We start from the raw sequence: 20,764 nt of genomic DNA on the forward strand, positions 1-20,764 counted from the left end.
AGCTTGTAATCTAAGGAAAAATATTGCCTTAGCTTAATCAAGCAATGCATCTTCGATACGTGCGAGTTCATCGTGTAATTTTGCCATAAATTTTAATTTACGAATTTGATCTGCCGCTTGCTTATTATCATTCTCATCAGCTTTTATTAGCTGCTGGCTCAATAAAGAGAATAATGACTTTTCATAAGTTGCAAAAGAATCGTATAAGGCGTCAATAATAGCATTTGGATCAGCTGAGTCGTTGATGTCTTCTAACATCTCTCGCCATTCCATTTGCTGCATTAAAAAACCCGTATCTTTAATGGTCGTCGTTTCATGACTTAGCTCAATGCCGCGCAAGCTTAACATGTGCTCTGCACGTCTGAGTGGACTTTTTAGGGTTTGATAACCATCATTGACTTGCGCAGTACGCTGAACAGACAGTAGTTTTTGCTGTTCTGTATCATTGGCAAACTTATCGGGGTGCACCGCCCGTTGCAGATCGCGGTAGCGCTCTGCAAGTGTAGCGGTGTCAATATCGAAGGATAGAGCGAGGTCAAACAATTCGAAGTAATTCATTTAATAACATTCATACTTGCATGTTTAAAACACAGTGAAGTGATCATTTACACGGTAAAGCTTTCACCGCAACCACACTCACCTTTGGCGTTAGGATTATTAAATTGGAACCCCTCATTGAGGCCCTCTTTAATAAAGTCTAACTCGATGCCCTGCAAATAGATAAAGCTTTTGGCGTCGATGATGATATTAACACCATCAATAGTGTATAACTCATCATCGTCATTAAGCTCATCTACAAACTCAAGCACATAAGCCATTCCTGAACAGCCAGATGTTCTCAACCCAAGGCGTAAGCCGAGGCCATTTCCGCGATTAGCAAGAAATGATCTTACTCTGTCAGCCGCAGCTGGGGTCATTGAAATTGCCATCTTTAACTCCAGGTATTACTTAGACTGCTTCGACTTGTACTCTTCAATTGCCGCTTTGATAGCATCTTCTGCTAAAATAGAGCAATGAATTTTCACTGGTGGTAACGCTAATTCAGCGGCAATATCAGCATTTTTGATGCTTCCAGCCTGGTCAACCGTTTTACCTTTAACCCACTCTGTTACCAGCGAGCTAGAAGCAATTGCACTACCACAACCGTAGGTTTTGAATTTAGCATCTTCAATAATGCCCTCGGCATTAATTTTAAGTTGCAGCTTCATCACGTCACCACAAGCTGGCGCGCCAACCATACCGGTTACTACTGAAGGGTCGTTCTTGTCAAATGAACCCACGTTACGTGGATTTTCATAATGGTCGATTACTTTTTCGCTATAAGCCATGATACTGCTCCAAAATCTCTGTCATTTATCAGTTGGTATTAATTGGTGAGATAACCCAATTAGTGATGTGCCCATTGAACTTGGTTCAAATCGATACCATCTTTAAACATCTCCCAAAGTGGAGACATTTCACGTAACTTATCGATAGATTCAGTGATTACATTAATTGCATGATCAATTTCTTCATCGGTAGTAAAACGACCAATAGAGAAACGAATTGAACTGTGCGCCATTTCATCATTTAAGCCCAGTGCACGAAGCACATAGCTAGGTTCTAAACTTGCGGATGTACAAGCTGAACCGGACGAAACCGCTAAATCTTTTAGTGCCATCATTAACGATTCACCTTCAACAAAGTTGAAGCTAACGTTAAAAATACCACAGAAGCCTTGCTCAGCATCGCCATTGATATAGGTTTCTTCAATGTGATTAATGCCAGCCCAAAGCTTGTCACGTAGACGACGAATTCGCGCTGTATCTTCTTGCATGTCTTGCTTTGCAATAACAGACGCTTCACCTAACCCTACAATTTGGTGAGTTGCTAATGTACCACTTCGCATACCACGTTCATGGCCGCCACCGTGCATTTGAGACTCTAAACGGATACGAGGTTTACGGCGAACGTACAACGCACCGATACCTTTAGGCCCATACATTTTATGGCCTGATATTGAAATCAAATCCACTTTTGTTTGCTGTACATCAAGCGGTATTTTACCTGCACTTTGTGCTGCATCCATGTGGAAGAAAATACCTTTAGCACGACAAAGTTCACCGATTGCGTTGATATCTTGTATCACGCCGATTTCATTATTAATGTGCATAATGCTGACAAGAATAGTGTCATCGCGCATTGCAGCCTCAAGACGAGTCAAAGGAATAATCCCATTGGCTTCAGGCTCTAAATAAGTGACTTCATAGCCTTCACGTTCTAACTGGCGACACGTGTCTAACGTGGCTTTATGCTCAGTTTTACTGGTAATAATATGCTTACCCTTCTTATGATAGAAGTGGGCAATACCTTTAATCGCAAGGTTAGATGATTCTGTTGCACCCGATGTGAATACGATTTCACGATGGTCAGCATTAATCAGATCAGCAACTTGATTACGGGCAATATCGATTGCCTCTTCAGCTTGCCAACCATAACGATGAGATCGAGATGCTGGATTACCAAACACTCCGTCCATAGTCATATGTTGAACCATTTTCTCTGCGACACGCTTATCGACAGGGGTTGTTGCGGCATAATCTAGATAGATAGGAAGTTTCATAACACACTCCGTACTTAGTATTCTCTGTTGAGTCTACATACAACGTACAAATAATAATTATATTTAAATCAACACTGTGTTTAATAACTACCAGTTATAAAACACGGTGTTCCTTCTGGATTTTATCTTGCTTAATAGAGATAAATTGCACGTCTCTTTTGTTCATCAGACCAGCAAGTGAAATACCATTTAAAAACTCTGAAATTTGTTTGCTTAAATCACCCCATAGAGAGTGGGTAAGACAGCGGGTGCCACTTTGGCAATTCCCTTGTCCTTGGCAGCGAGTGGCATCAACAGATTCATCAACTGCATGGACAACCATGCCAACGGAAATGGCATCAGCCTCTAGGCCTAAACGGTATCCGCCACCGGGTCCGCGTACACTTGACACCAGACCGTGCTTTCTTAACTTAGCAAAAAGTTGTTCAAGGTAAGACAACGAAATGCCCTGCCTTTCAGATATATCTGCTAAAGGAACAGGCCCTGTTCCAGAATGAATCGCAACATCCAGCATAGCTGTGACTGCGTAGCGACCTTTTGATGTAAGTTTCATAACTTGCTACTGCTCCCAAAAAGTATGCAGTAATTTCATCATACCCGAGTAATTTAGTCAAGTATTAATCCTACTAATTTACTCAGGTATTAAAGTAAGGAAGTGCTAAAACAGCTTGATTTCAGCCGAGGTATTTAACCTTTTTATAGCTTAAAATTCAATGCCAATAGGGGAATTTATTCCTCTATTGGCATTATTTTTTAATCACGATAGGCATTTAACACTTTTTAAGCTTTATATTAACTACAGCTTATAAAGTTTACTTATATGCTTGGATCAAACTCTGTCAATTCACGTTTTCGGTTTTTGGCGGCCGCTTTTTCGGCTTCGTCAAAGTCACCTACATTCAATTGAGGTAACTTTTCAGTGCACACTTCTCCACCCATAGTTTGAACGGCTTGACAAAGCTCCTGTACTTTAGAATCCATTAGATGCATATGATCAAGCATCTGGCCAATCGCATTGGCGACAGGGTCAGGATTGTCCGGCGACACAGCATAGGCATCAAAGCCATATTTTTTAGCCATCTCAGTACGACGTTCAGCTTTTTCTTTTGACTGCGTGCTTGGTGAAGAGACAACTCTTCCCGGAATACCCACAACAGTATTGTCGGCCTCAACATCTTTAACCACCACTGAGTTAGAGCCGACTCGAGCACCATCATGCATAGTAATTGGACCTAATATTTTAGCCCCAGCACCAATGACCACATTATTACCTAATGTAGGATGGCGTTTACCCGCCTGCCAGGTTGTTCCACCGAGAGTAACCGAATGATATAAAGTACAATCGTCACCAATTTCAGCCGTTTCACCGATCACCACACCCATGCCATGATCAATAAAAAAACGTCTCCCTAAGGTCGCTCCTGGGTGAATTTCAACCCCGGTTAGCCAGCGGGAAAACGTCGACAAGCAACGCGCAGTTAACCGCCAATTGCCTCGCCAAAACTTATGACTAATCCTATGTAACCAAATTGCATGCATGCCAGGATAATTGAGTAAAATTTCAATCGTGCTGTTTGCTGCAGGATCACGGTGATAAATAGATTCTATATCTTCTTTTAATCTTGATCTCACGCCCATGTGAACTCCCTTATCACCACTATTTTTTATCTATCTTTTTATCTATCGAGGTTAAAATACCCCGTAAAATATTCATTTCTTGCGCTTCGATTCGAGCACGGCTGTATAAACGGCGAAGTTTGGTCATCACATTACCAGGATGGTTCTTAATCACAAAGCCAGTCTCTGATAAGGTAGATTCTAAATGTACAAAGAAACGTTCTAAATCTTCAGCCAGAGGATATTCCTCCTCTGGAGCAGGCTGCTCACCCAAAGCCAAATGCGCCACACGAGTTTCATAACAAATAATCTGTACGGCTTGGGCTAAATTTAATGAACTGTATTCTGGGTTAGCAGGGATAAACACATGATAATTACACTTTTGTAATTCTTCATTACTAAGCCCATGATTCTCACGTCCAAATACAATGGCAACCGGGCCTTTAATACTTTCAAGCGATAATTTTTCGCCAGCTTGGCGTGGGTCAAGCATTGGCCAATCTAATGTACGGCTACGTGCACTTGTCGCAATAACTAAGCTACAACCAGCAATAGCCTCATCCAATGAGTCAACTGTGGTGAGATTTTTTAAAATATCAGATGCACCTGCCGCCAGTGCAATAGATTGGCCATCAGGCTCTACTCTTGGCTCAGCAAGGTATAAATTAGATAAACCCATGGTTTTCATTGCACGGGCGGTCGAACCAATGTTTCCAGGGTGAGACGTGCCCACAAGCACAACACGAATATTACTTAACATGACACCACTTTAATTCAAAAAATATTGGCCATATGTTACCACAAGCCCTGTTTATAACGTTATATGAAAATCTGCATTTGATATAACTATTGAATAAGGTATAATGCGGCCGCTGTTTTATTCGTTCTTTAAAATCCAGGGGATTGCTATGCATCCGATGATGACTATTGCCACACGCGCTGCCCGCGCTGCTGGCCAAACAATTATGCGCGCCTATACTGAACTCGACCGTGTTGAGGTAAGTACCAAAGGAATTAATGACTTTGTTACGAGTGTAGACAAGGAAGCAGAAGCAACTATTACATATCAGATTCGTAAATCTTACCCTGATCACACGATCATTGGTGAAGAAGACGGTGAAAACCGTGGCGAAAGTAAAGATTATGTCTGGATAGTAGATCCTTTGGATGGCACCAACAATTTCGTTCGTGGTATTCCTCATTTTGCTGTTTCAATTGCCCTTCAATATAAAGGCGTGACAGAAGTCGCGGTTATTTATGATCCTGTTCGTGAAGAGCTGTTCTCAGCTGTTCGTGGTAAAGGCGCAAAAGTTAACGACTTCCGCATGCGTGTTACCAGTGTCGGTGAATTGGACAGTACCATTATAGGTACAGGTTTCCCATTCAAAGCTCGTCAGCATACTGAAACCTATATGAAAATTTTAGCAGATGTATTTCCGCAATGTGCAGATCTGCGCTCGTACAGGTTCAGCAGCTTTAGATTTAGCTTATGTTGCTGCAGGCCGTCTAGACGGATTTTTCGAAATTGGTTTAAAACCTTGGGACATAGCTGCTGGCGACCTAATTTGTCGTGAAGCTGGCGGTACGGTTACTGATTTCACTGGCGGTCATAATTACCTGATTTCGGGTAACATTGTTGCTGGCACTCCAAAAGTAACCACTCAACTAGTTAAAATTATGCGCCCTTTACTTAATGAAGCGTTAAAGCGTTAGTTATCGACTGCGAGTAATAATAGAAACGATTACTCGCACTCGTCATAATACTCGCTAAAATATTGAAACCGCTAATTTAATTAGCGGTTTTTTTGTGTCTGTGATTAAGATCGCTGGGCAAGCGGCTTACTTTACGGAATAATACCATCAAGATTTCACTACAAAATAACAGAGATAACATGCACAGAATAAAACATGCCAGCATACAATCTTTAAAATCGATCGAATATGTCGTTCTTTTCATTATTGCTTTGGCCACTACTTTTGCTATTGGCGAAGAGATAATGCATATGTTCGCCATTAGAACAGTCGAGCTTGCCGATCTGTTATTATTATTTATCTATCTTGAAGTCTTGGCCATGGTGGTCAATTACATCGAGTCAGGTAAGTTACCTATCCGTATGCCGCTGTATATTGCCATTGTTGCCTTAGCACGATACCTTATTTTAGATATGAAAGGCATGGATGACTGGCGTATTTTAGCTATATCATTTTCAACCATACTATTAGCAGCTACGGTGATCGTGATCCGCTGGGGGCAATTAAAAATGCCTTATCCCAGAAATCAAGACTACGACAATTAACGTGAAGTCACTTAACACTAAAACGCCAAGCATTTTGTTTGGCGTTTTTGTTTTTAATAACCGTTTGGTATTGCTTAAAAAAGCCAATATGCTAAAACTAAAGAATCGAATCCACTTAAGGAGAAATAAAAATGGACCAAGAGCCGACAGGTTTTGATGAAAAACGTACTTCATTGCGCGTAGATATGGAAGCAGAGCGGATCAAGTTACATTGGATTAATAAAGCTGGTGAAAGTAATGAAGATGATGGTGTTTGTATTGACTTGGCTCGCAAAGGCGTATTATTTGATTACCGTCAGGCTTTTGAATTGGGGCAATTAATCGCACTCACATTCAATCCCGGTAGCGATAAACAAAATACCATTAAGGGGCAGGTATGTCGCTGTAGTCAAAGTTCACCGCACAGCTATCACATTGCGTTGCAATTACTTTAACAACGACCTTCCAGTCGTGTTCCATTAGGGCAAAGTGTTATAGGTATTTACCCAGAGTGAAAAACATGTTCTATACTCAAATTATTAAGTTACATAGATGACACTTATATTGTTAAGAAACCACAATGGGAGAAGAGTATGATACTGCTCGTAGGCGGTGAAAAAAGGAGGCAGTGGCAAAAGCTGTTTAGCACAGAACCTTGCCGTTTATATTACTCAAAAATTCGCTGCTAATGTGTTGATGGTAGATTGTGACCCACAACGCACCACATCCGATTGGATCCACGCTCGTAATACAGATCCCAGCCTTGCACCCATTAACTGTATTCAACTCTACGGTAAAATTCGTAATGATTTACTCAGTTTAGATGAGCGCTTTGACTACGTCATTGTTGATTGTGGTGGCCAAGATAACCTTGCTATGCGCGCAGCCATGTCCGTGGCAACTTATGTGGTCATTCCCTTAAGACCAAAACGCCGTGACTTAAAAACCCTTCCCCATATGGAAGATATGTTAAGCACCTGTAAAATGGTCAATCCTAAGATGGTAGCAGCAATTGTAATGACCCAGTGCCCTTCTTTACCGACTCAGTTTAAACGTATTTTAGAAGCCAAAGAAGTTGTCGAATCATTTAACCTTCGCGCCTTAAACTCAGTTACTTTTAGCCGTAATATTTATGACGATAGTGAAGAAAGCGGCTCATCGGTTATGGAAATAGAGCCAGATGGTAAAGCTGCAATTGAAATCCGTGCAATTGCTGATGAATTATTTGCTATACCACCAGAAAATAGTTATGAGTTTAACTGACCTTAAGCGTAAAAAGCCGAAGCAAAAGAAAAAGTCTGTTTCGGTTGACGACTTTATCGAAGATGCCAATAACTATGCGTTGGGCAAACAGACTGTTGTGGGTGAAAATCCACAGATGCAACAATCGACTCAAGCATTTTTAAGTGGCCTAGATAAAAAAAGTGTCAAAATTTATCGACATGCAACTTTTACACTCACAGAGAGAAGCATTACCCAATTAGACAAACTGTCTAAAAATAATAATGTGGCTAAATCAAAACTGCTGCGTATCCTAATTGACGATTTTTATCATTTATCAACAACAGATCAACAAAAGCAGTTAAAGTAATATTGAAACTCCCTGTAGGATACTATTTTAGCGTATAATCTTGATCTATCATTTGATTATCGGCCTTACTTTTATTATGACTCAGCAAAATAATCCGCTTCACGGCATTAAATTAGAAACAATCATTACTTATTTAGTCGACAAGTATGGCTGGGAAGATTTAGCCCTTCGGATCAACATTCGCTGTTTTAAAGACAATCCTAGTGTTAAATCCAGTTTAACCTTTTTACGTAAAACCCCATGGGCGCGCGATAAAGTCGAATATCTATACTTAAGGTGTAATAAGCTGCCATTGCCGATAAAAAAAGAGCAAGAGGCTCCTTCAAGATCATCGACCCAAAAATCAACTCATAAGAAAATCACCACAAAGGTAATGCCTGTTGCTTCGCCTGATAACACTCGTGATGATAAACCTGTAAATGCAAATATATGGGGTAAGTAAGCTCAGATTGGAATAATTAAGTCTTTGTAGAAAGGGTTACAACGGAAATTCGAAAATAAGTCGCCACACCTGTAGCCCACCCCCAACCTGATAACTCACACCTAGCCGGTCTATTTTTAAGCCATCCCAGCCAAAGACATCATAACCTATCGGTTTAGAGAACTTCAAAGTCGCACCCACTTCATAGGTGTGATTAGTGACGACATCAGCACCAACAGGATTCACAAAAGTTAGGTTGTCGAAGAACCAGCGACCGGCAAAGAATAACCTAGGCTCAACCTCAATATCCTCCCAAAGCCAGCTCGTTCCCAAGCCAAAATCCAGACCACTTTGTAAAACAGAATAACTCTCGGCACTATCATTTAAACTGCTGCGATAGCCAGCAAAATACAGTCGATTTACCCAGGTAGGAGAATAAGCAGGTATATCAATTTGATAAAGTGATGATATACCAAAAGACATGATCCCAACGTTACTTTCATTTGAAAAATTATAGCCATAACCCATATCTAAATAGCTTTCGAGCGTCAATTGTTCATCAACAAACCAATGGTACTCAACTCCAGGTGTGAAGGTAATCGTACCGACGCTTTTGGGTAATTGCCCGCCAGGTAAATCATTAAATGAATAGTCGAAAAAACCCAAGGATATAGGTAAGCGTAACTTAACTAAATGATCTTCAGCTTGGTCGATAGCAAATGAAATAGGTATATTTGCTACAGCAGCACTTTGACCTGATGTGCGATAAATACCACTGCCAAGATAGTTTGCAAAAGCATAATGTGAGGCATCAGGAGAGGATATAGGTGCTTCAGGTATATCCTGTGCGGCTGACATAGCAGAGTATTGCAAAGCCGTAACAGTCGTGATGACTTTGCAATATTTTTCCATATTTGAATAATATGGCAACTTTACTAAAACTTGATTAGTCTTGCTTATCATTGAAGTGATGTTCAGACATCATATGTCCAAGCTCGGTGGATTTCGTCTTTAAGTAGCCTTCATTGTAACGATTTTTGCCTACTTGTAATGGCACTCTTTCAACGACTTCAATGCCTTCGTTTTCCATCGCTTTTACTTTACGAGGATTATTGGTCATTAATCTGACTTTAGATACATTGATTTGCTCAAGCATAGGCTTAATCATATCGTATTGACGCATATCAGCTGCAAATCCTAAACGTTCATTAGCTTCAACAGTATTAGCTCCGCCATCTTGTAGCTCATAAGCTCGAATTTTATTTAACAAGCCAATTCCACGCCCTTCTTGACGTAGGTATAAGATAAAGCCTTGACCCTGCTCGGCAATATTCTGCATCGCGGTTTGTAACTGAAAACCACAATCACAGCGCAAACTAAATAACGCATCGCCGGTTAAACATTCCGAATGAATACGCCCTAAAATTGCTGAGTCGGCATTTAACTCACCGAAAGTTAATGCAACATGCTCTTTGCCAGTTTCAGTATCTTCAAAACCGTGCATGGCAAATATACCCCAAGGGGTAGGTAATTTAGAGGTAGCGATATATTTTATAGACATGAAATAGACCTTACAACAACACTCATTCCCTGAGACCTAATATGAGACCGTATTTCCTGAGACTTACTTGCCTAAGAATGGTCGTTGACGACATCACCTATAGCTGCAATCAACTACACAAAAAATTGAAACTGTATCAGAATTTGCTAGGGGCAAAACCCGTTACTGTCTTAATGCCCATTTCACGACCTAATGCAGTCATAGGGTGAACAACCACTAAGCCTTTCACCGACTTTTTTAATTGCCCCATGTCCGCTTGCTCGACTTTGGTTAGCTCTCGTTTGAAAGTTAAACCCTTCACTTCACTGCCTTCTTTATTAAGCTCGCGAGTTTGTTGGCCTTTAACGTTAGCAATACGTTTAGTCATTGCGGTGATTTCTTTTTTGAACTGCAAAATAATAGCTGCGTCACCGCGCTTTTCAGCCGCCGCTAATTTACGACGAAACGTATCTAATTTACCATTAAGAGTTTGCAGTTCTTGCTTTAAATTCATTACTTTACCTTTAAACTATTCAGACAATTACAATAAGGATTGAATAGACGCTATTCAATATAAAACCACATCATAATTTAAGGAGGGAATTATATACCCAAACCTTGCTAATTTGCGAAAAAAAATCACAGGTATGTGAATAATTTCAACAGAAAATATCAAGTGATAGTGGCTTCAAGGCTTACTTTACCGTTATGCTGATTTTAATAATCTCATAACGGCGAGTTTAATCATGTCGCAAGATCTCTTTAGCGCGGTTCAAATCACACCGCAAACAATACTTAAAAACCGTTTTGTCAAAGCCGCCATGGAAGAAAACTTAGCTAATAATCAACAGCTACCCGATGAAAAGCTGTTTCGGTTATACCAACAATGGGCCCAAGGCGGCGTTGGGTTAATTATTACTGGTAATGTCATGATAGACAGAATGGCCATGACAGGCCCTGGGGGAGTTACCCTTGAGCATGACACGCCCTTAGCCCCCTTTATCAAATGGGCAAATATAGCCAAAGCTAATAATACTAAAGTGTGGATGCAATTAAATCACCCAGGTAGGCAAGTCTTTAAAGCCTTGGGCGGTAAAAGTATTGCTCCTTCAGCCATCAGCTTAGACTTAGGTAAGCATTCCAATTTATTTTCAATACCTCAGGCAATGATTGAAGATGAAATACAAGATGTGATTAAACGGTTTGGCCAAAGTGCTTATCAAGCTCAGTTGGCTGGCTTTGATGGCGTAGAAATCCATGCCGCTCATGGTTATTTGTTAGCGCAATTTTTATCTCCGTTAACCAATCAACGCACTGACGAATGGGGTGGAAGTTTACTCAATCGCGCTAAGTTATTAATTGAAGTAATAAAACAAGTAAGGCAATTCTGTGGTAATGATTTTGATGTGGCAGTAAAGCTTAATTCTGCAGATTTTCAACGGGGTGGTTTTGATATTGATGATGCAGAGCAAGTCATTAACTGGTTAGCAGAGTATAACGTAAACCTAGTAGAGTTATCGGGCGGAAGTTATGAAGCTCCTGCAATGCAGGGGCGAAGTGCGGATGACAGAACATTAGCACGCGAAGCCTATTTCTTAAGTTTTACAGAGTCACTGGTTAAACGCTCACCTATTCCATTAATGTTAACCGGTGGTATTCAAAGGCTACCCATTGCGCAAAAAGTCATTGATGCAGGTTTTAGTATATGCGGTCTAGCAACAGCCCTTGCTTATCAGCCTGACATTATTAATAGGTGGCAAACCAATCCGGAGATGTCTGTTGCCATTAAACAAATAAGTTGGGAAAATAAAACCTTCGCAGCACTTGCTACAATGGCGATAATTAAGCGTCAATTACGCCGAATGAGTCGAGGAAACAAGCCAAAAATGAACGACTCTCCACTGTGGAGTTTAATATTGGATCAAATTAAAACTAAACGCAGAACGGCTAAATATAAGAAATATTTACAGGCTTACTATTTAGCTACAAAAAATCAACTTTAGCCACCTTAGTTAACTGAGTCAATTGACGCAAGTTAATGCATTAAGCCTTTAACCTGATTTTTGCCAATATTATGCTGATTTAAGGGAAGCTTCATCTAAATCAGCACATAACAAGTGGCGCTTAAACTTCGTTTCACAACTAAAAACGTAACAAAATTACACCAGCAGCTTATCTGTGAACTGGATCACGACAAAAGCGCTAAAAAAAAGGTAATTTTACAACATAAGTTTAATAGGTATTACACAAAGAATGGTTAACTAAAACTGATTTATTTAACTATTTTTTAAAGGAAGTCATTATGACAGTCACCAACACAGAGCAACTTAACCAATTAGTCGACAGAGTGGCTTACGCGCAAAAAGAATATGCCAATTTTAGCCAACAACAAGTCGATAAAATATTTAGAGCCGCTGCACTTGCCGCCTCAGATTCACGTATTTTGTTAGCGAAAATGGCGGCAACTGAAACTCAAATGGGCTTGCTTGAAGATAAAGTCATTAAAAACCATTTCGCCTCTGAATACATTTATAATAAGTATAAAGATGATAAAACCTGTGGCATCATTGCAGAAGATATCACCTTCGGCACCATTACTATTGCCGAACCCGTTGGGATAATCTGTGGCATTGTGCCAACAACCAACCCAACCTCTACCGCAATATTTAAAGCGCTTATTAGCCTTAAAACTCGCAATGGTATTATTTTCTCACCTCACCCGCGTGCGAAACAATCGACCACAACAGCGGCTAGAATTGTGTTAAATGCAGCCATTGCCGCTGGAGCACCCAAAGACATTATTGGTTGGATTGATGAGCCTTCAGTTGCATTATCTAATCAACTAATGACCCATGAAAAAATTAATCTCATTTTAGCCACTGGTGGCCCTGGCATGGTAAAAGCTGCCTATTCATCTGGCAAACCTGCTATTGGTGTAGGAGCAGGTAATACACCGATTGTGATTGATGAAACCGCAGATATAAAACGTGCTGTTAGTTCTATATTAATGTCTAAAACCTTTGACTACGGTGTGGTATGTGCATCAGAGCAAGCAGTCATTGTGGTCGATAGCATCTATGACCAAGTCAAAGAACGTTTTGCCTCTCACGGCGGGTATATGCTGTCAGTGGCTGAAACCCTATTGATGCAAGATGTTATTCTAAAAAATGGCAATTTAAACGCTGATATTGTTGGTCAAAGCGCGGAAAAAATTGCGGCAATGGCAGGAATAAAAGTACCAAGCTGGACCAAAGTATTAATAGGCGAAGTTACTGAAATTAGTGATACAGAAGCTTTTGCCCATGAAAAACTATCACCCCTATTAGGTATGTACCGTGCTGTAGATTTTAATGATGCCATGGATAAAGCAGAGGCACTGGTCACCCTAGGCGGTATTGGCCATACATCAGGTTTATATACAGACCAAGACAGCCAAAGCGATCGCGTGAAAACCTTTGGTTTTAGAATGAAAACAGCACGAATTCTGATCAACACTCCTGCATCTCAAGGCGGGATTGGCGACTTATATAACTTTAAACTCGCACCTTCACTGACTTTGGGATGTGGTTCTTGGGGCGGTAACTCTATCTCAGAAAACGTCGGACCAAGTCATTTAATTAATAAGAAAATAGTCGCAAAAAGGGCAGAAAATATGTTGTGGCATAAACTTCCTTCATCAATTTATTTCCGCCGTGGCTGCTTACCGATTGCACTTGAAGAGTTAGAAACCAAGAAACGCGCGCTTATCATCACAGATAAATACTTATTCAATAACGGTTACTGCGATGAAACTATTAAGATTCTTAAAGCCCAAGGACTAGAAACTGAAGTATTCTATGAAGTAGAAGCCGATCCGACACTGGCGATAGTAAAACAAGGTGCTAAAGTAGCGCAAAGCTTTCAACCTGATGTCATCATAGCCTTAGGCGGCGGTTCACCTATGGATGCCGCGAAAATCATTTGGGTATTGTATGAACATCCTGATGTCGATTTCGCCGATTTAGCACTGCGCTTTATGGATATTCGTAAACGTATTTATAAATTCCCTAAACTTGGCGTCAAAGCACAAATGGTCGCGATACCTACTACCTCTGGTACAGGCTCAGAAGTGACACCATTTGCAGTAGTGACTGACGAAGTGACTGGCATGAAATACCCAATTGCAGATTATCAACTCACGCCCAACATGGCCATTGTTGACCCTAATCTTGTGATGAATATGCCAAAATCACTCACTGCGTATGGCGGAATTGACGCGATTACTCACGCGCTTGAAGCATACGTGAGTGTGATGGCTAACGAGTTCAGTGATGGCCAGGCCCTTCAAGCATTAGACTTACTATGCGAACATCTTCCAGCAGCCTATGAGCTAGGTGCAAACGCACCGGTTGCAAGAGAGAAAGTGCATAATGGTGCAACCATTGCAGGTATTGCTTTTGCCAATGCATTTTTAGGTATCTGCCACTCAATGGCGCATAAACTCGGGGCAGAGTTCCACCTAGCCCATGGCTTAGCCAATGCTTTATTAATCAGTAATGTTATTCGTTTCAACGCTACTGACATGCCGACTAAACAGGCCTCATTCAGTCAGTATGACCGTCCTAAAGCACTATGCCGTTATGCTGCTATTGCAGAGCATCTCAAACTTGATGGTGTCACGAAAGCAAAAACGGATAAGCAAAAAGTTGATCTGTTAATTGCTAAAATTGATCAGCTTAAATCAGTTATCGGCATACCGGTATCTATTCAAGCTGCCGGAGTCAACGAAGCTGACTTTTTAGCTAAATTGGATGAGTTAGCTGAGCATGCATTTGATGATCAGTGTACCGGGGCAAATCCACGTTTCCCGTTAATTAGTGAACTTAAACAAGTCTTGCTAGACAGCTTTTATGGCACCCCATACCAAGATAAATAGCACAGGATATAATAAGAAGTATTGCTGAGTTGTTAGTGAATCTACAAAAGAGGCTGTATTGAAGCTAATAGCTAAGTAAATTGAAATAAACCAAATGAAGGCGATAATCAAAAGATTAACGCCTTCATTTAATAACAATCTAAAGTGACGACTTTTACTTTATCTTGGTAAGACCAATCAAAACCGCAATGCCCCCTCCCACCATGCCTAACCAGGCTTCAATCGGTGTATCACCGTTTATAGCGCGAACCACTTGAGAACTTGCTGAATCATAAATATTGTAACCCCAAATCGCTAACGCTACACCTAATGCAATGATTACGATACCAAGAATTGTTTTATTCATTATGACTCCAAGTGTTTATAAAATTTTAGTCTCGACAACAATGATTAATACGACTATTTTGGTCCGCCCTTTATAAATAATATTGGTTTTTAATCGCAAAGCATTATAGCTTGAAAAAGGCTATTTAATCGTTAAGGAGTACGTTATATGGACAAGAAAATTCTACCACTTATCATTTTTAGCACCTTTATAGTGTTTTCGATTGGCCATAGTGTTGCTAAAGACAAAGATTCAAAAACCAATAACGGCAAACAAAACTCTGAAAAACACCAAACAAAGCATAACAATGATAATGAACAGGTCTCGCTGAGCTATTTTAGTCATGACCGTCAGATAGTCATTAAAAATTACTACGATACAATTCGAAGTGAAAAGCATTGCCCACCAGGACTAAGCAAGAAAAACAATGGTTGCCAACCTCCTGGACAAGCTAAAAAATGGCACAAAGGCCAACACCTGCCGAAAGATGTAATTTACTATGACGTGCCTATTGCACTTACTACTCAGCTAGGTCGCACTCCAGAAGGGCAAAAGATTGTCCGGATAGGAACCGATTTACTTTTGATTAGTGTAGGTACGGGGATGGTGATAGATGCGTTAGAAGACCTTAATGGTATTTTTTGATAAGACCTTGATAATATAAATATTTTAACTAATTTCAAATAAATATTCTCAATTCGGGTTAGCTGAATAAAGGATATTTAAATAGTCAAAGTTCAAGTGTTTATCCTCAAACTTGAGTTTTGCGCTGATAACAACGCGAATTAACGCGTCAATAGCTGTTCTACTACGAATTTTTATGTGTAAAAAATAACGCAGTTAGCGTTGCAAAGAGCTGTTTGATATGCTTTTATTATCCCCAACTGAGGTTAAATAGCACCGCTAAAACAATAAATAAATCGAAACACTTGTTGTGAATACTAAAAATCAATTAGTTATCAGTTTCTGTCTACTAATAGGTGTTATCACCTCAGTAAAAACCAACGCAATGACATCGAAACAGCCAAAGCTGATTAAGGTGAAGATGGGCCGCATTGCTGCGGTCCAGCCACAAAGTAAACCGTATTCAAAAAACGGGTTTGCTTTTAAAGCTCAAGATTTCGGGTTAATACTTCAGCGGATGTAATTATGCGCTTTGTACGGTAAAGTTCAGGATGTTTTTCACTATCAGCGTAACCTACTGGTTCGCCTGCGCCTGTGTTTACAAACCAAGAGCTTTCAGGAGTGCGGTCGCCGAGTAGTTTTTTTAATTCAGCTGGTTTGATACCTATTGCTTTGGCTGCCGCATTGTATGTACAGCGGATCCTAGCTTCGTTTAGGTAATCTTGTATGATGTTAATTTTATCCTGCATTAAAATGTCATTCCTAGAAAGTTAACGCCCAATAAATGGGATAATTTATTGTTGGCAAAAGTGTTGAACGGAGTGAAAACAGCCAACTATAAATTTTCCCTCTTGGGTGTTTTGTAGCCTGCGCACAAAATAAATAATTATACTTCAAAAAGCAGTTTTTAGCTGTATTAGAATGCCTCAATCTATCAAATAGACCTTTTAAGCTGATTAAGTCTAGTAAACCAGCAACATTCCCTGCTATAAGCACAAAAAAACACTACCGAACATCAATTAAGTGACTCTAATAATCAATTAACGTCACACATCCCACCTAATGACAATCAATTTCATCGTTAATAGATATGTAAAATAATAGATATAAATAGTTTTATTTGCTCTTGTTGCAAAATTTAAGTCTACACTTATTCAGTAATTGTTTGTATCTAAGCGTAGATGTGTAATTGATGCTAACTCATTTTATGCAGATTATTAGATTAACCTAAGCGTTGTAATACTGGTCGATACTAGTACACACATAATAAAAATAGGATTACTAACGAGCGAATAAATTTAATCCATTGTTTAATAACAATGTAAGGCAATAGACAAACAGATAAGAGATTACCCTTGATACCAATAACAGCTCCAACATGTTGTTTACTCGGGTTCAATTTTTCATTTCTAGGAGATATTATGAAATTTAACTATGCCATTTGGGGATTACTATTCGCTGTCGGCAGCGTATCCACTCACGCCGAAACCGTAAACCTTACTTCACTAGATTGGGCACCCTATTCAGGAAAAAGTCTAGAAAATAGAGGAGCTAGTGTTGTGGTAGCTCAAGCGGCATTTAAAGCTATGGGTCATGAACTTGTTGTCGATTTTTTTCCATGGAGCCGAGCAGTAAAACTGGCTTCAGAGCCGGGGTCTAAATATGCAGGATATTTTCCAGAATACTTATATGAGTCAAATGAGTTTACTTTTTCAGCGCCCATGGGACAGGGGCCGCTAGGTTTGGTTGAAAACGTAGCATCGCCTATTAGCTGGGCTGAGGTAAGTGATCTCGCTAAATATAAATTGGGCGTAGTCCAGGATTATGTCAACACAGAAGAACTTGATGCACTTATCGCCAGCAAAGTGATTAAACCTCAGGTTGTCACATCAGATGAGATTAATGTTCAAAAAGTTGCAGGCGGTCGTATCGACGCAGCAGTCATTGACGCAAACGTATTCAATTATATGCTCGCCAACAGCAGTAAGCTGGTAAAAAATAAAGATAAGGTACAGATGAACGCTAAGTTATTAATGAACAAAGAGCTTTATGTAGCATTTCGAAATGATGCTGATGGCAAAAAATGGCAAGAAATTTACAACCAAGGCTTAGCTAAAATTGATATAGATGCGCTGATGACAGAGCATTTAAAGTAATAATTAAATAGTCAATAACAAGTGCCGACATGTTCCAACAGATTTAGGACTGCTTTATCGGCATAAGTAACATTTAAGTATCGCAATAAAATGGATTACGTTGCTTTATACACTCAAGTTAAAATGAGTACTTTTTATGACGCTAATGAAATCAATTTCTTTTAAGTTAATCATGGCAGCGCTAGTTACTGTAACCTTTTTAGTTGTAATATTTGGGGTATATGACTATCTGGCACAAAGTGCAAAACTACAACAGAAACAAAATGTTCAACTTGATTTAGTTGCTTCAAGATTACAGTTAAGCCTACCTAGCGCAGTGTGGAATTATGAAGAGTCTCAAATGGCTCGATTACTTGATTCAGAACAACAATCTGATGATGTTGCTTTTTTAAGTTTTCATAATGATAACGGCGACCAGATTGCCCAATCTAAAGGTGAAAAAAGTACTCACTTTCGTACAATACCCCTACAATATGTAGAAAATGATACCGCCTCTGATATCGGTACAGTAAGATTATACATTGATGATACTAGCATCAAAGAAGAGCTAACAGAGCTCGCTTTTAGGGCTATTTTAAAAGGGTTATTACTGGATGTTTTTTTAGTAACCGCACTCTTTTTTCTATTTAGTAAACTGATTACTCGCCCACTCACCCATGTTGCTAATGCCTTAGAAAATATAGCCAGTGGCGAAGGCAATTTGACCCGTAGGCTTCATGTCAGTCGCGAAGATGAAATTGGCAAGGTATCAAGTTCATTTAATATATTTGTAGAAAAAATTCAAGTACTTGTACAATCTATACAGTTTTCTGTTGATGATGTGTTTCGTGCTGCAAGAAATGTACACACCGTAGCTGAACTCAGTCGTGGGCATGTGCACGATCAGCAATTAGAGACCGATCAGGTTGCGGCTGCAATCACCCAAATGTCAGCCTCAGCAAAAGAAATTGCTATCAGCGTGAAGCTTTCAGCAGAATCGGCATTGCAAGCTAATATGGATACCAAAGAAGTATCCAACATTATAAATGACTCTATTGATTCTATAAACGATCTATCTAGTCAATTAACAGAAGCCGCCACTGTAGTAAATTCGCTAGATAAAGATGTCACGGCGATCGTGTCCATACTAGATGTGATCCGCAGTATTGCGGAGCAAACGAACCTATTGGCGTTAAATGCAGCTATTGAAGCAGCTCGAGCCGGAGAGCAAGGCCGTGGGTTTGCTGTAGTGGCGGATGAAGTTCGTGCGCTTGCTAGCAGAACCCAACAAAGTACTGCTGAAATTCAAACCGGTATTACTAAGTTACAATCCGGCGCTAAGTCAGCAGTAAAAGTGATGCTTGAAAGTCAAAGCAAAAGTGAGGCTTCAGTGGTCAATGCCCAAAGTTCGGGAACAGCCATCAATAGAATTTTAATTTCTACAGAAAAAATCACCGATATGGCAACTCATATTGCAACAGCAGTAGAACAACAAAGTACGGTAGCCGAAGACTTAACCCATAACATCAACCGTATTGTCACATCGGGTCAGGATAATCTTATACAGCTAAGTGAAATGAATAAAAACTCTGAAGATTTAGAGTCGACATCAAGAAATTTAAAGAAATTAGCCAATCAATTTAAAGCCTAACTATCTAAGTGGCTCTGGCTAATAATGCTAGAGCCACCTATTTTTATAATCAATTAATATCTCGTCTATCCACTTTAATACGATAGCCTTAATGGCTATTCAAGCTTAAAAATAGAATCCGAGTGTTCAATTAATTTAGGCGCTTACAAGCAAGCTAAGAGTAATCTAAAGCGAGTTCGATAACTCACTCGCTAAAATCAACATAATATCGGGTCAAACTTGTTAAAACTCAAGTTCAGCTACGATTCTAGCTAGACCTCTTTCAGCGCTCCTCATCATTAATAATGTGCTTCCCATACACCTTTTAATATTTTTTATTGACTATCAAATTGTTAACCAAATAGAACCGCAAGTGCACCAATATCTTTGATAGTAAAGGTGAGTAGCGCTCTCGATAAAGTAAGTAACTATGATACACAAGGAGTTCGAATGAACATTAACCAGAGAAATTTAGCACCCATTCAAGTTACAATTTTTGTTGCCTTATCTGGTTGCGGCAGTTGTTATGGTTATGGTTATGGTGAATCCTCAAGATACTAAATGCCTTAACAACGAGCTATAACGACAAACAAATACTAGTGAACTACCTCAATTTTAACGTTAATCAAACCATTAGATATATTAGCGATGCTGTTGAAGGCTGACTTAGAAAGGTCAATGATACGGCCCTTAACAAAAGGACCACGATCATTGATTTTCACGATAATACTTTTGCCATTGTTGATATTGGTCACTTTGACATTTGAGCCAAAAGGTAAACTTTTATGTGCTGCTGTATTTTGACTGTGAGTATATAAATCACCGCTTGCCGTTTTCTTGTTTTGATGTCTGTCAGAATAGTATGAGGCTTGACCGGATTCAGTGAAGTTTATTCTCTTTCCATCGGCATCTGGCTGTAGCGAAGTACACCCTGTTAATATGAAGAAAAAAATTAACAACTGAATTTTTCGAGAAATGGCAACCATGTTTTGTCTTTTAGTATGTTCACATAACGAGCCTGTGGAATGGCTCATTTGTGGTGATTTAATAATGTCACGAACACTAACTGAGTTTGAATAGTGATTCAA

The 20,764-nt window shown here is 39.7% G+C and carries 21 protein-coding genes and 3 pseudogenes; 11 read left to right on the forward strand and 13 right to left on the reverse strand.

Translation table 11 applies throughout. The annotated features are described in order from the left end of the window. Window positions 1-33: 33 nt before the first annotated feature. The 7 genes from hscB to trmJ form a co-directional block, all read right to left on the reverse strand. Window positions 34-558 (reverse strand): co-chaperone HscB, encoded by a 525-nt coding sequence (gene hscB, locus ACRWQN_RS12955; protein WP_434938173.1) that lies wholly within the window; start codon window positions 556-558, stop codon window positions 34-36. Window positions 559-605: 47 nt separating this feature from the next. After that, window positions 606-929: an iron-sulfur cluster assembly protein IscA gene (iscA, locus tag ACRWQN_RS12960; RefSeq protein WP_434926461.1), complete on the reverse strand. Its 324-nt coding sequence runs from the start codon at window positions 927-929 to the stop codon at window positions 606-608. Window positions 930-944: 15 nt separating this feature from the next. Then, entirely contained in the window at window positions 945-1,328 is a 384-nt protein-coding gene (iscU, locus tag ACRWQN_RS12965) for a Fe-S cluster assembly scaffold IscU (protein ID WP_434931669.1), read from the reverse strand. Window positions 1,329-1,387: 59 nt separating this feature from the next. Then, entirely contained in the window at window positions 1,388-2,602 is a 1,215-nt protein-coding gene (locus tag ACRWQN_RS12970; RefSeq protein ID WP_226415034.1) for an IscS subfamily cysteine desulfurase, read from the reverse strand. Between the two features lie 94 nt (window positions 2,603-2,696). Next, on the reverse strand, window positions 2,697-3,155 hold the full coding sequence (gene iscR, locus ACRWQN_RS12975; RefSeq protein WP_226415032.1) for a Fe-S cluster assembly transcriptional regulator IscR: 459 nt from the start codon (window positions 3,153-3,155) through the stop codon (window positions 2,697-2,699). Window positions 3,156-3,418: 263 nt separating this feature from the next. Then, a complete protein-coding gene (gene cysE, locus ACRWQN_RS12980; RefSeq protein ID WP_434931668.1) occupies window positions 3,419-4,240 on the reverse strand; it encodes a serine O-acetyltransferase in 822 nt (273 codons plus the stop codon). Between the two features lie 19 nt (window positions 4,241-4,259). Beyond that, the gene (trmJ, locus tag ACRWQN_RS12985) at window positions 4,260-4,979 is read right to left on the reverse strand and encodes a tRNA (cytosine(32)/uridine(32)-2'-O)-methyltransferase TrmJ (protein ID WP_434926462.1); all 720 of its coding nucleotides are present in this window, start codon (window positions 4,977-4,979) and stop codon (window positions 4,260-4,262) included. A gap of 148 nt (window positions 4,980-5,127) precedes the next feature. On the opposite strand from trmJ, the pseudogene suhB reads away from it, so the two are divergent. From suhB to ACRWQN_RS13015, 6 genes and pseudogenes are all read left to right on the forward strand, one after another. Further along, window positions 5,128-5,932: pseudogene (suhB, locus tag ACRWQN_RS12990) on the forward strand (inositol-1-monophosphatase). A 179-nt stretch (window positions 5,933-6,111) separates the two neighbouring features. Next, the gene (locus ACRWQN_RS12995; RefSeq protein WP_434926463.1) at window positions 6,112-6,516 is read left to right on the forward strand and encodes a phosphate-starvation-inducible protein PsiE; all 405 of its coding nucleotides are present in this window, start codon (window positions 6,112-6,114) and stop codon (window positions 6,514-6,516) included. Window positions 6,517-6,647: 131 nt separating this feature from the next. Then, a complete protein-coding gene (locus ACRWQN_RS13000; protein WP_434926464.1) occupies window positions 6,648-6,950 on the forward strand; it encodes a PilZ domain-containing protein in 303 nt (100 codons plus the stop codon). A 138-nt stretch (window positions 6,951-7,088) separates the two neighbouring features. Then, window positions 7,089-7,758: pseudogene (locus ACRWQN_RS13005) on the forward strand (AAA family ATPase). Continuing rightward, window positions 7,745-8,086, forward strand: coding sequence for a replication protein RepA (locus ACRWQN_RS13010; RefSeq protein ID WP_434926465.1), 342 nt, complete (start codon window positions 7,745-7,747; stop codon window positions 8,084-8,086). Before ACRWQN_RS13005 ends, ACRWQN_RS13010 begins: the two are co-directional and overlap by 14 nt. A gap of 76 nt (window positions 8,087-8,162) precedes the next feature. Beyond that, a complete protein-coding gene (locus ACRWQN_RS13015) occupies window positions 8,163-8,528 on the forward strand; it encodes a VF530 family DNA-binding protein (protein WP_434938175.1) in 366 nt (121 codons plus the stop codon). Window positions 8,529-8,564: 36 nt separating this feature from the next. Here ACRWQN_RS13015 and ACRWQN_RS13020 read toward each other — a convergent pair whose 3' ends face one another. From ACRWQN_RS13020 to ACRWQN_RS13030, 3 genes are all read right to left on the reverse strand, one after another. After that, a complete protein-coding gene (locus ACRWQN_RS13020; protein ID WP_434938177.1) occupies window positions 8,565-9,419 on the reverse strand; it encodes a hypothetical protein in 855 nt (284 codons plus the stop codon). 34 nt (window positions 9,420-9,453) lie between these two features. Next, window positions 9,454-10,068 (reverse strand): GTP cyclohydrolase II, encoded by a 615-nt coding sequence (gene ribA / locus ACRWQN_RS13025; RefSeq protein WP_434931665.1) that lies wholly within the window; start codon window positions 10,066-10,068, stop codon window positions 9,454-9,456. 136 nt (window positions 10,069-10,204) lie between these two features. Further along, a complete protein-coding gene (locus tag ACRWQN_RS13030) occupies window positions 10,205-10,561 on the reverse strand; it encodes a YibL family ribosome-associated protein (RefSeq protein WP_434938178.1) in 357 nt (118 codons plus the stop codon). Window positions 10,562-10,793: 232 nt separating this feature from the next. Between ACRWQN_RS13030 and ACRWQN_RS13035 the strand changes: the two genes are divergently transcribed. Next, window positions 10,794-12,050 (forward strand): NADH:flavin oxidoreductase/NADH oxidase family protein, encoded by a 1,257-nt coding sequence (locus tag ACRWQN_RS13035; RefSeq protein WP_434938180.1) that lies wholly within the window; start codon window positions 10,794-10,796, stop codon window positions 12,048-12,050. Window positions 12,051-12,331: 281 nt separating this feature from the next. Next, window positions 12,332-14,962 (forward strand): annotated as a pseudogene (gene adhE / locus ACRWQN_RS13040) (bifunctional acetaldehyde-CoA/alcohol dehydrogenase); the annotation flags it as partial. A gap of 154 nt (window positions 14,963-15,116) precedes the next feature. Here adhE and ACRWQN_RS13045 read toward each other — a convergent pair. Continuing rightward, on the reverse strand, window positions 15,117-15,308 hold the full coding sequence (locus ACRWQN_RS13045) for a DUF3185 family protein (protein ID WP_434931663.1): 192 nt from the start codon (window positions 15,306-15,308) through the stop codon (window positions 15,117-15,119). A 147-nt stretch (window positions 15,309-15,455) separates the two neighbouring features. On the opposite strand from ACRWQN_RS13045, the gene ACRWQN_RS13050 reads away from it, so the two are divergent. Further along, window positions 15,456-15,932 carry a hypothetical protein gene (locus tag ACRWQN_RS13050; protein WP_434938181.1) on the forward strand — a complete coding sequence of 159 codons (477 nt, stop codon included), beginning with the start codon at window positions 15,456-15,458 and terminating at the stop codon, window positions 15,930-15,932. 461 nt (window positions 15,933-16,393) lie between these two features. On the opposite strand, the gene ACRWQN_RS13055 is transcribed toward ACRWQN_RS13050, so the two are convergent. Then, the gene (locus ACRWQN_RS13055; protein WP_434926472.1) at window positions 16,394-16,660 is read right to left on the reverse strand and encodes a hypothetical protein; all 267 of its coding nucleotides are present in this window, start codon (window positions 16,658-16,660) and stop codon (window positions 16,394-16,396) included. A gap of 672 nt (window positions 16,661-17,332) precedes the next feature. Here ACRWQN_RS13055 and ACRWQN_RS13060 point away from each other — a divergent pair. Together ACRWQN_RS13060 and ACRWQN_RS13065 are read left to right on the forward strand one after the other, a co-directional pair. Continuing rightward, window positions 17,333-18,067 carry a substrate-binding periplasmic protein gene (locus ACRWQN_RS13060; protein ID WP_434938183.1) on the forward strand — a complete coding sequence of 245 codons (735 nt, stop codon included), beginning with the start codon at window positions 17,333-17,335 and terminating at the stop codon, window positions 18,065-18,067. A gap of 145 nt (window positions 18,068-18,212) precedes the next feature. Continuing rightward, entirely contained in the window at window positions 18,213-19,697 is a 1,485-nt protein-coding gene (locus ACRWQN_RS13065) for a methyl-accepting chemotaxis protein (protein ID WP_434938185.1), read from the forward strand. Between the two features lie 575 nt (window positions 19,698-20,272). Here ACRWQN_RS13065 and ACRWQN_RS13070 read toward each other — a convergent pair. Continuing rightward, window positions 20,273-20,662, reverse strand: a complete 390-nt coding sequence (locus ACRWQN_RS13070; protein ID WP_434938187.1) for a septal ring lytic transglycosylase RlpA family protein — start codon at window positions 20,660-20,662, stop codon at window positions 20,273-20,275. Window positions 20,663-20,764 lie beyond the last annotated feature (102 nt).

Origin of the sequence: Shewanella sp. HL-SH8 (assembly GCF_051165765.1) — a bacterium.
Lineage (GTDB): Bacteria > Pseudomonadota > Gammaproteobacteria > Enterobacterales > Shewanellaceae > Shewanella > Shewanella glacialimarina.

Excerpts from the sequence above, each read along its gene's own strand:
- ACRWQN_RS13070 (WP_434938187.1), bottom strand. The coding sequence starts at position 20,662 with ATGGTTGCCATTTCTCGAAAAATTCAGTTGTTAATTTTTTTCTTCATA.
- ACRWQN_RS12995 (WP_434926463.1), top strand. The coding sequence starts at position 6,112 with ATGCACAGAATAAAACATGCCAGCATACAATCTTTAAAATCGATCGAA.
- cysE (WP_434931668.1), bottom strand. The coding sequence starts at position 4,240 with ATGGGCGTGAGATCAAGATTAAAAGAAGATATAGAATCTATTTATCAC.
- ACRWQN_RS13010 (WP_434926465.1), top strand. The coding sequence starts at position 7,745 with ATGAGTTTAACTGACCTTAAGCGTAAAAAGCCGAAGCAAAAGAAAAAG.
- trmJ (WP_434926462.1), bottom strand. The coding sequence starts at position 4,979 with ATGTTAAGTAATATTCGTGTTGTGCTTGTGGGCACGTCTCACCCTGGA.
- iscR (WP_226415032.1), bottom strand. The coding sequence starts at position 3,155 with ATGAAACTTACATCAAAAGGTCGCTACGCAGTCACAGCTATGCTGGAT.
- ribA (WP_434931665.1), bottom strand. The coding sequence starts at position 10,068 with ATGTCTATAAAATATATCGCTACCTCTAAATTACCTACCCCTTGGGGT.
- iscA (WP_434926461.1), bottom strand. The coding sequence starts at position 929 with ATGGCAATTTCAATGACCCCAGCTGCGGCTGACAGAGTAAGATCATTT.
- ACRWQN_RS13015 (WP_434938175.1), top strand. The coding sequence starts at position 8,163 with ATGACTCAGCAAAATAATCCGCTTCACGGCATTAAATTAGAAACAATC.
- ACRWQN_RS13060 (WP_434938183.1), top strand. The coding sequence starts at position 17,333 with ATGAAATTTAACTATGCCATTTGGGGATTACTATTCGCTGTCGGCAGC.
- ACRWQN_RS13035 (WP_434938180.1), top strand. The coding sequence starts at position 10,794 with ATGTCGCAAGATCTCTTTAGCGCGGTTCAAATCACACCGCAAACAATA.
- ACRWQN_RS13055 (WP_434926472.1), bottom strand. The coding sequence starts at position 16,660 with ATGCAGGATAAAATTAACATCATACAAGATTACCTAAACGAAGCTAGG.
- ACRWQN_RS13050 (WP_434938181.1), top strand. The coding sequence starts at position 15,456 with ATGGACAAGAAAATTCTACCACTTATCATTTTTAGCACCTTTATAGTG.
- ACRWQN_RS13020 (WP_434938177.1), bottom strand. The coding sequence starts at position 9,419 with ATGGAAAAATATTGCAAAGTCATCACGACTGTTACGGCTTTGCAATAC.
- ACRWQN_RS13000 (WP_434926464.1), top strand. The coding sequence starts at position 6,648 with ATGGACCAAGAGCCGACAGGTTTTGATGAAAAACGTACTTCATTGCGC.
- ACRWQN_RS12970 (WP_226415034.1), bottom strand. The coding sequence starts at position 2,602 with ATGAAACTTCCTATCTATCTAGATTATGCCGCAACAACCCCTGTCGAT.
- ACRWQN_RS13045 (WP_434931663.1), bottom strand. The coding sequence starts at position 15,308 with ATGAATAAAACAATTCTTGGTATCGTAATCATTGCATTAGGTGTAGCG.
- ACRWQN_RS13030 (WP_434938178.1), bottom strand. The coding sequence starts at position 10,561 with ATGAATTTAAAGCAAGAACTGCAAACTCTTAATGGTAAATTAGATACG.
- ACRWQN_RS13065 (WP_434938185.1), top strand. The coding sequence starts at position 18,213 with ATGAAATCAATTTCTTTTAAGTTAATCATGGCAGCGCTAGTTACTGTA.
- iscU (WP_434931669.1), bottom strand. The coding sequence starts at position 1,328 with ATGGCTTATAGCGAAAAAGTAATCGACCATTATGAAAATCCACGTAAC.
- hscB (WP_434938173.1), bottom strand. The coding sequence starts at position 558 with ATGAATTACTTCGAATTGTTTGACCTCGCTCTATCCTTCGATATTGAC.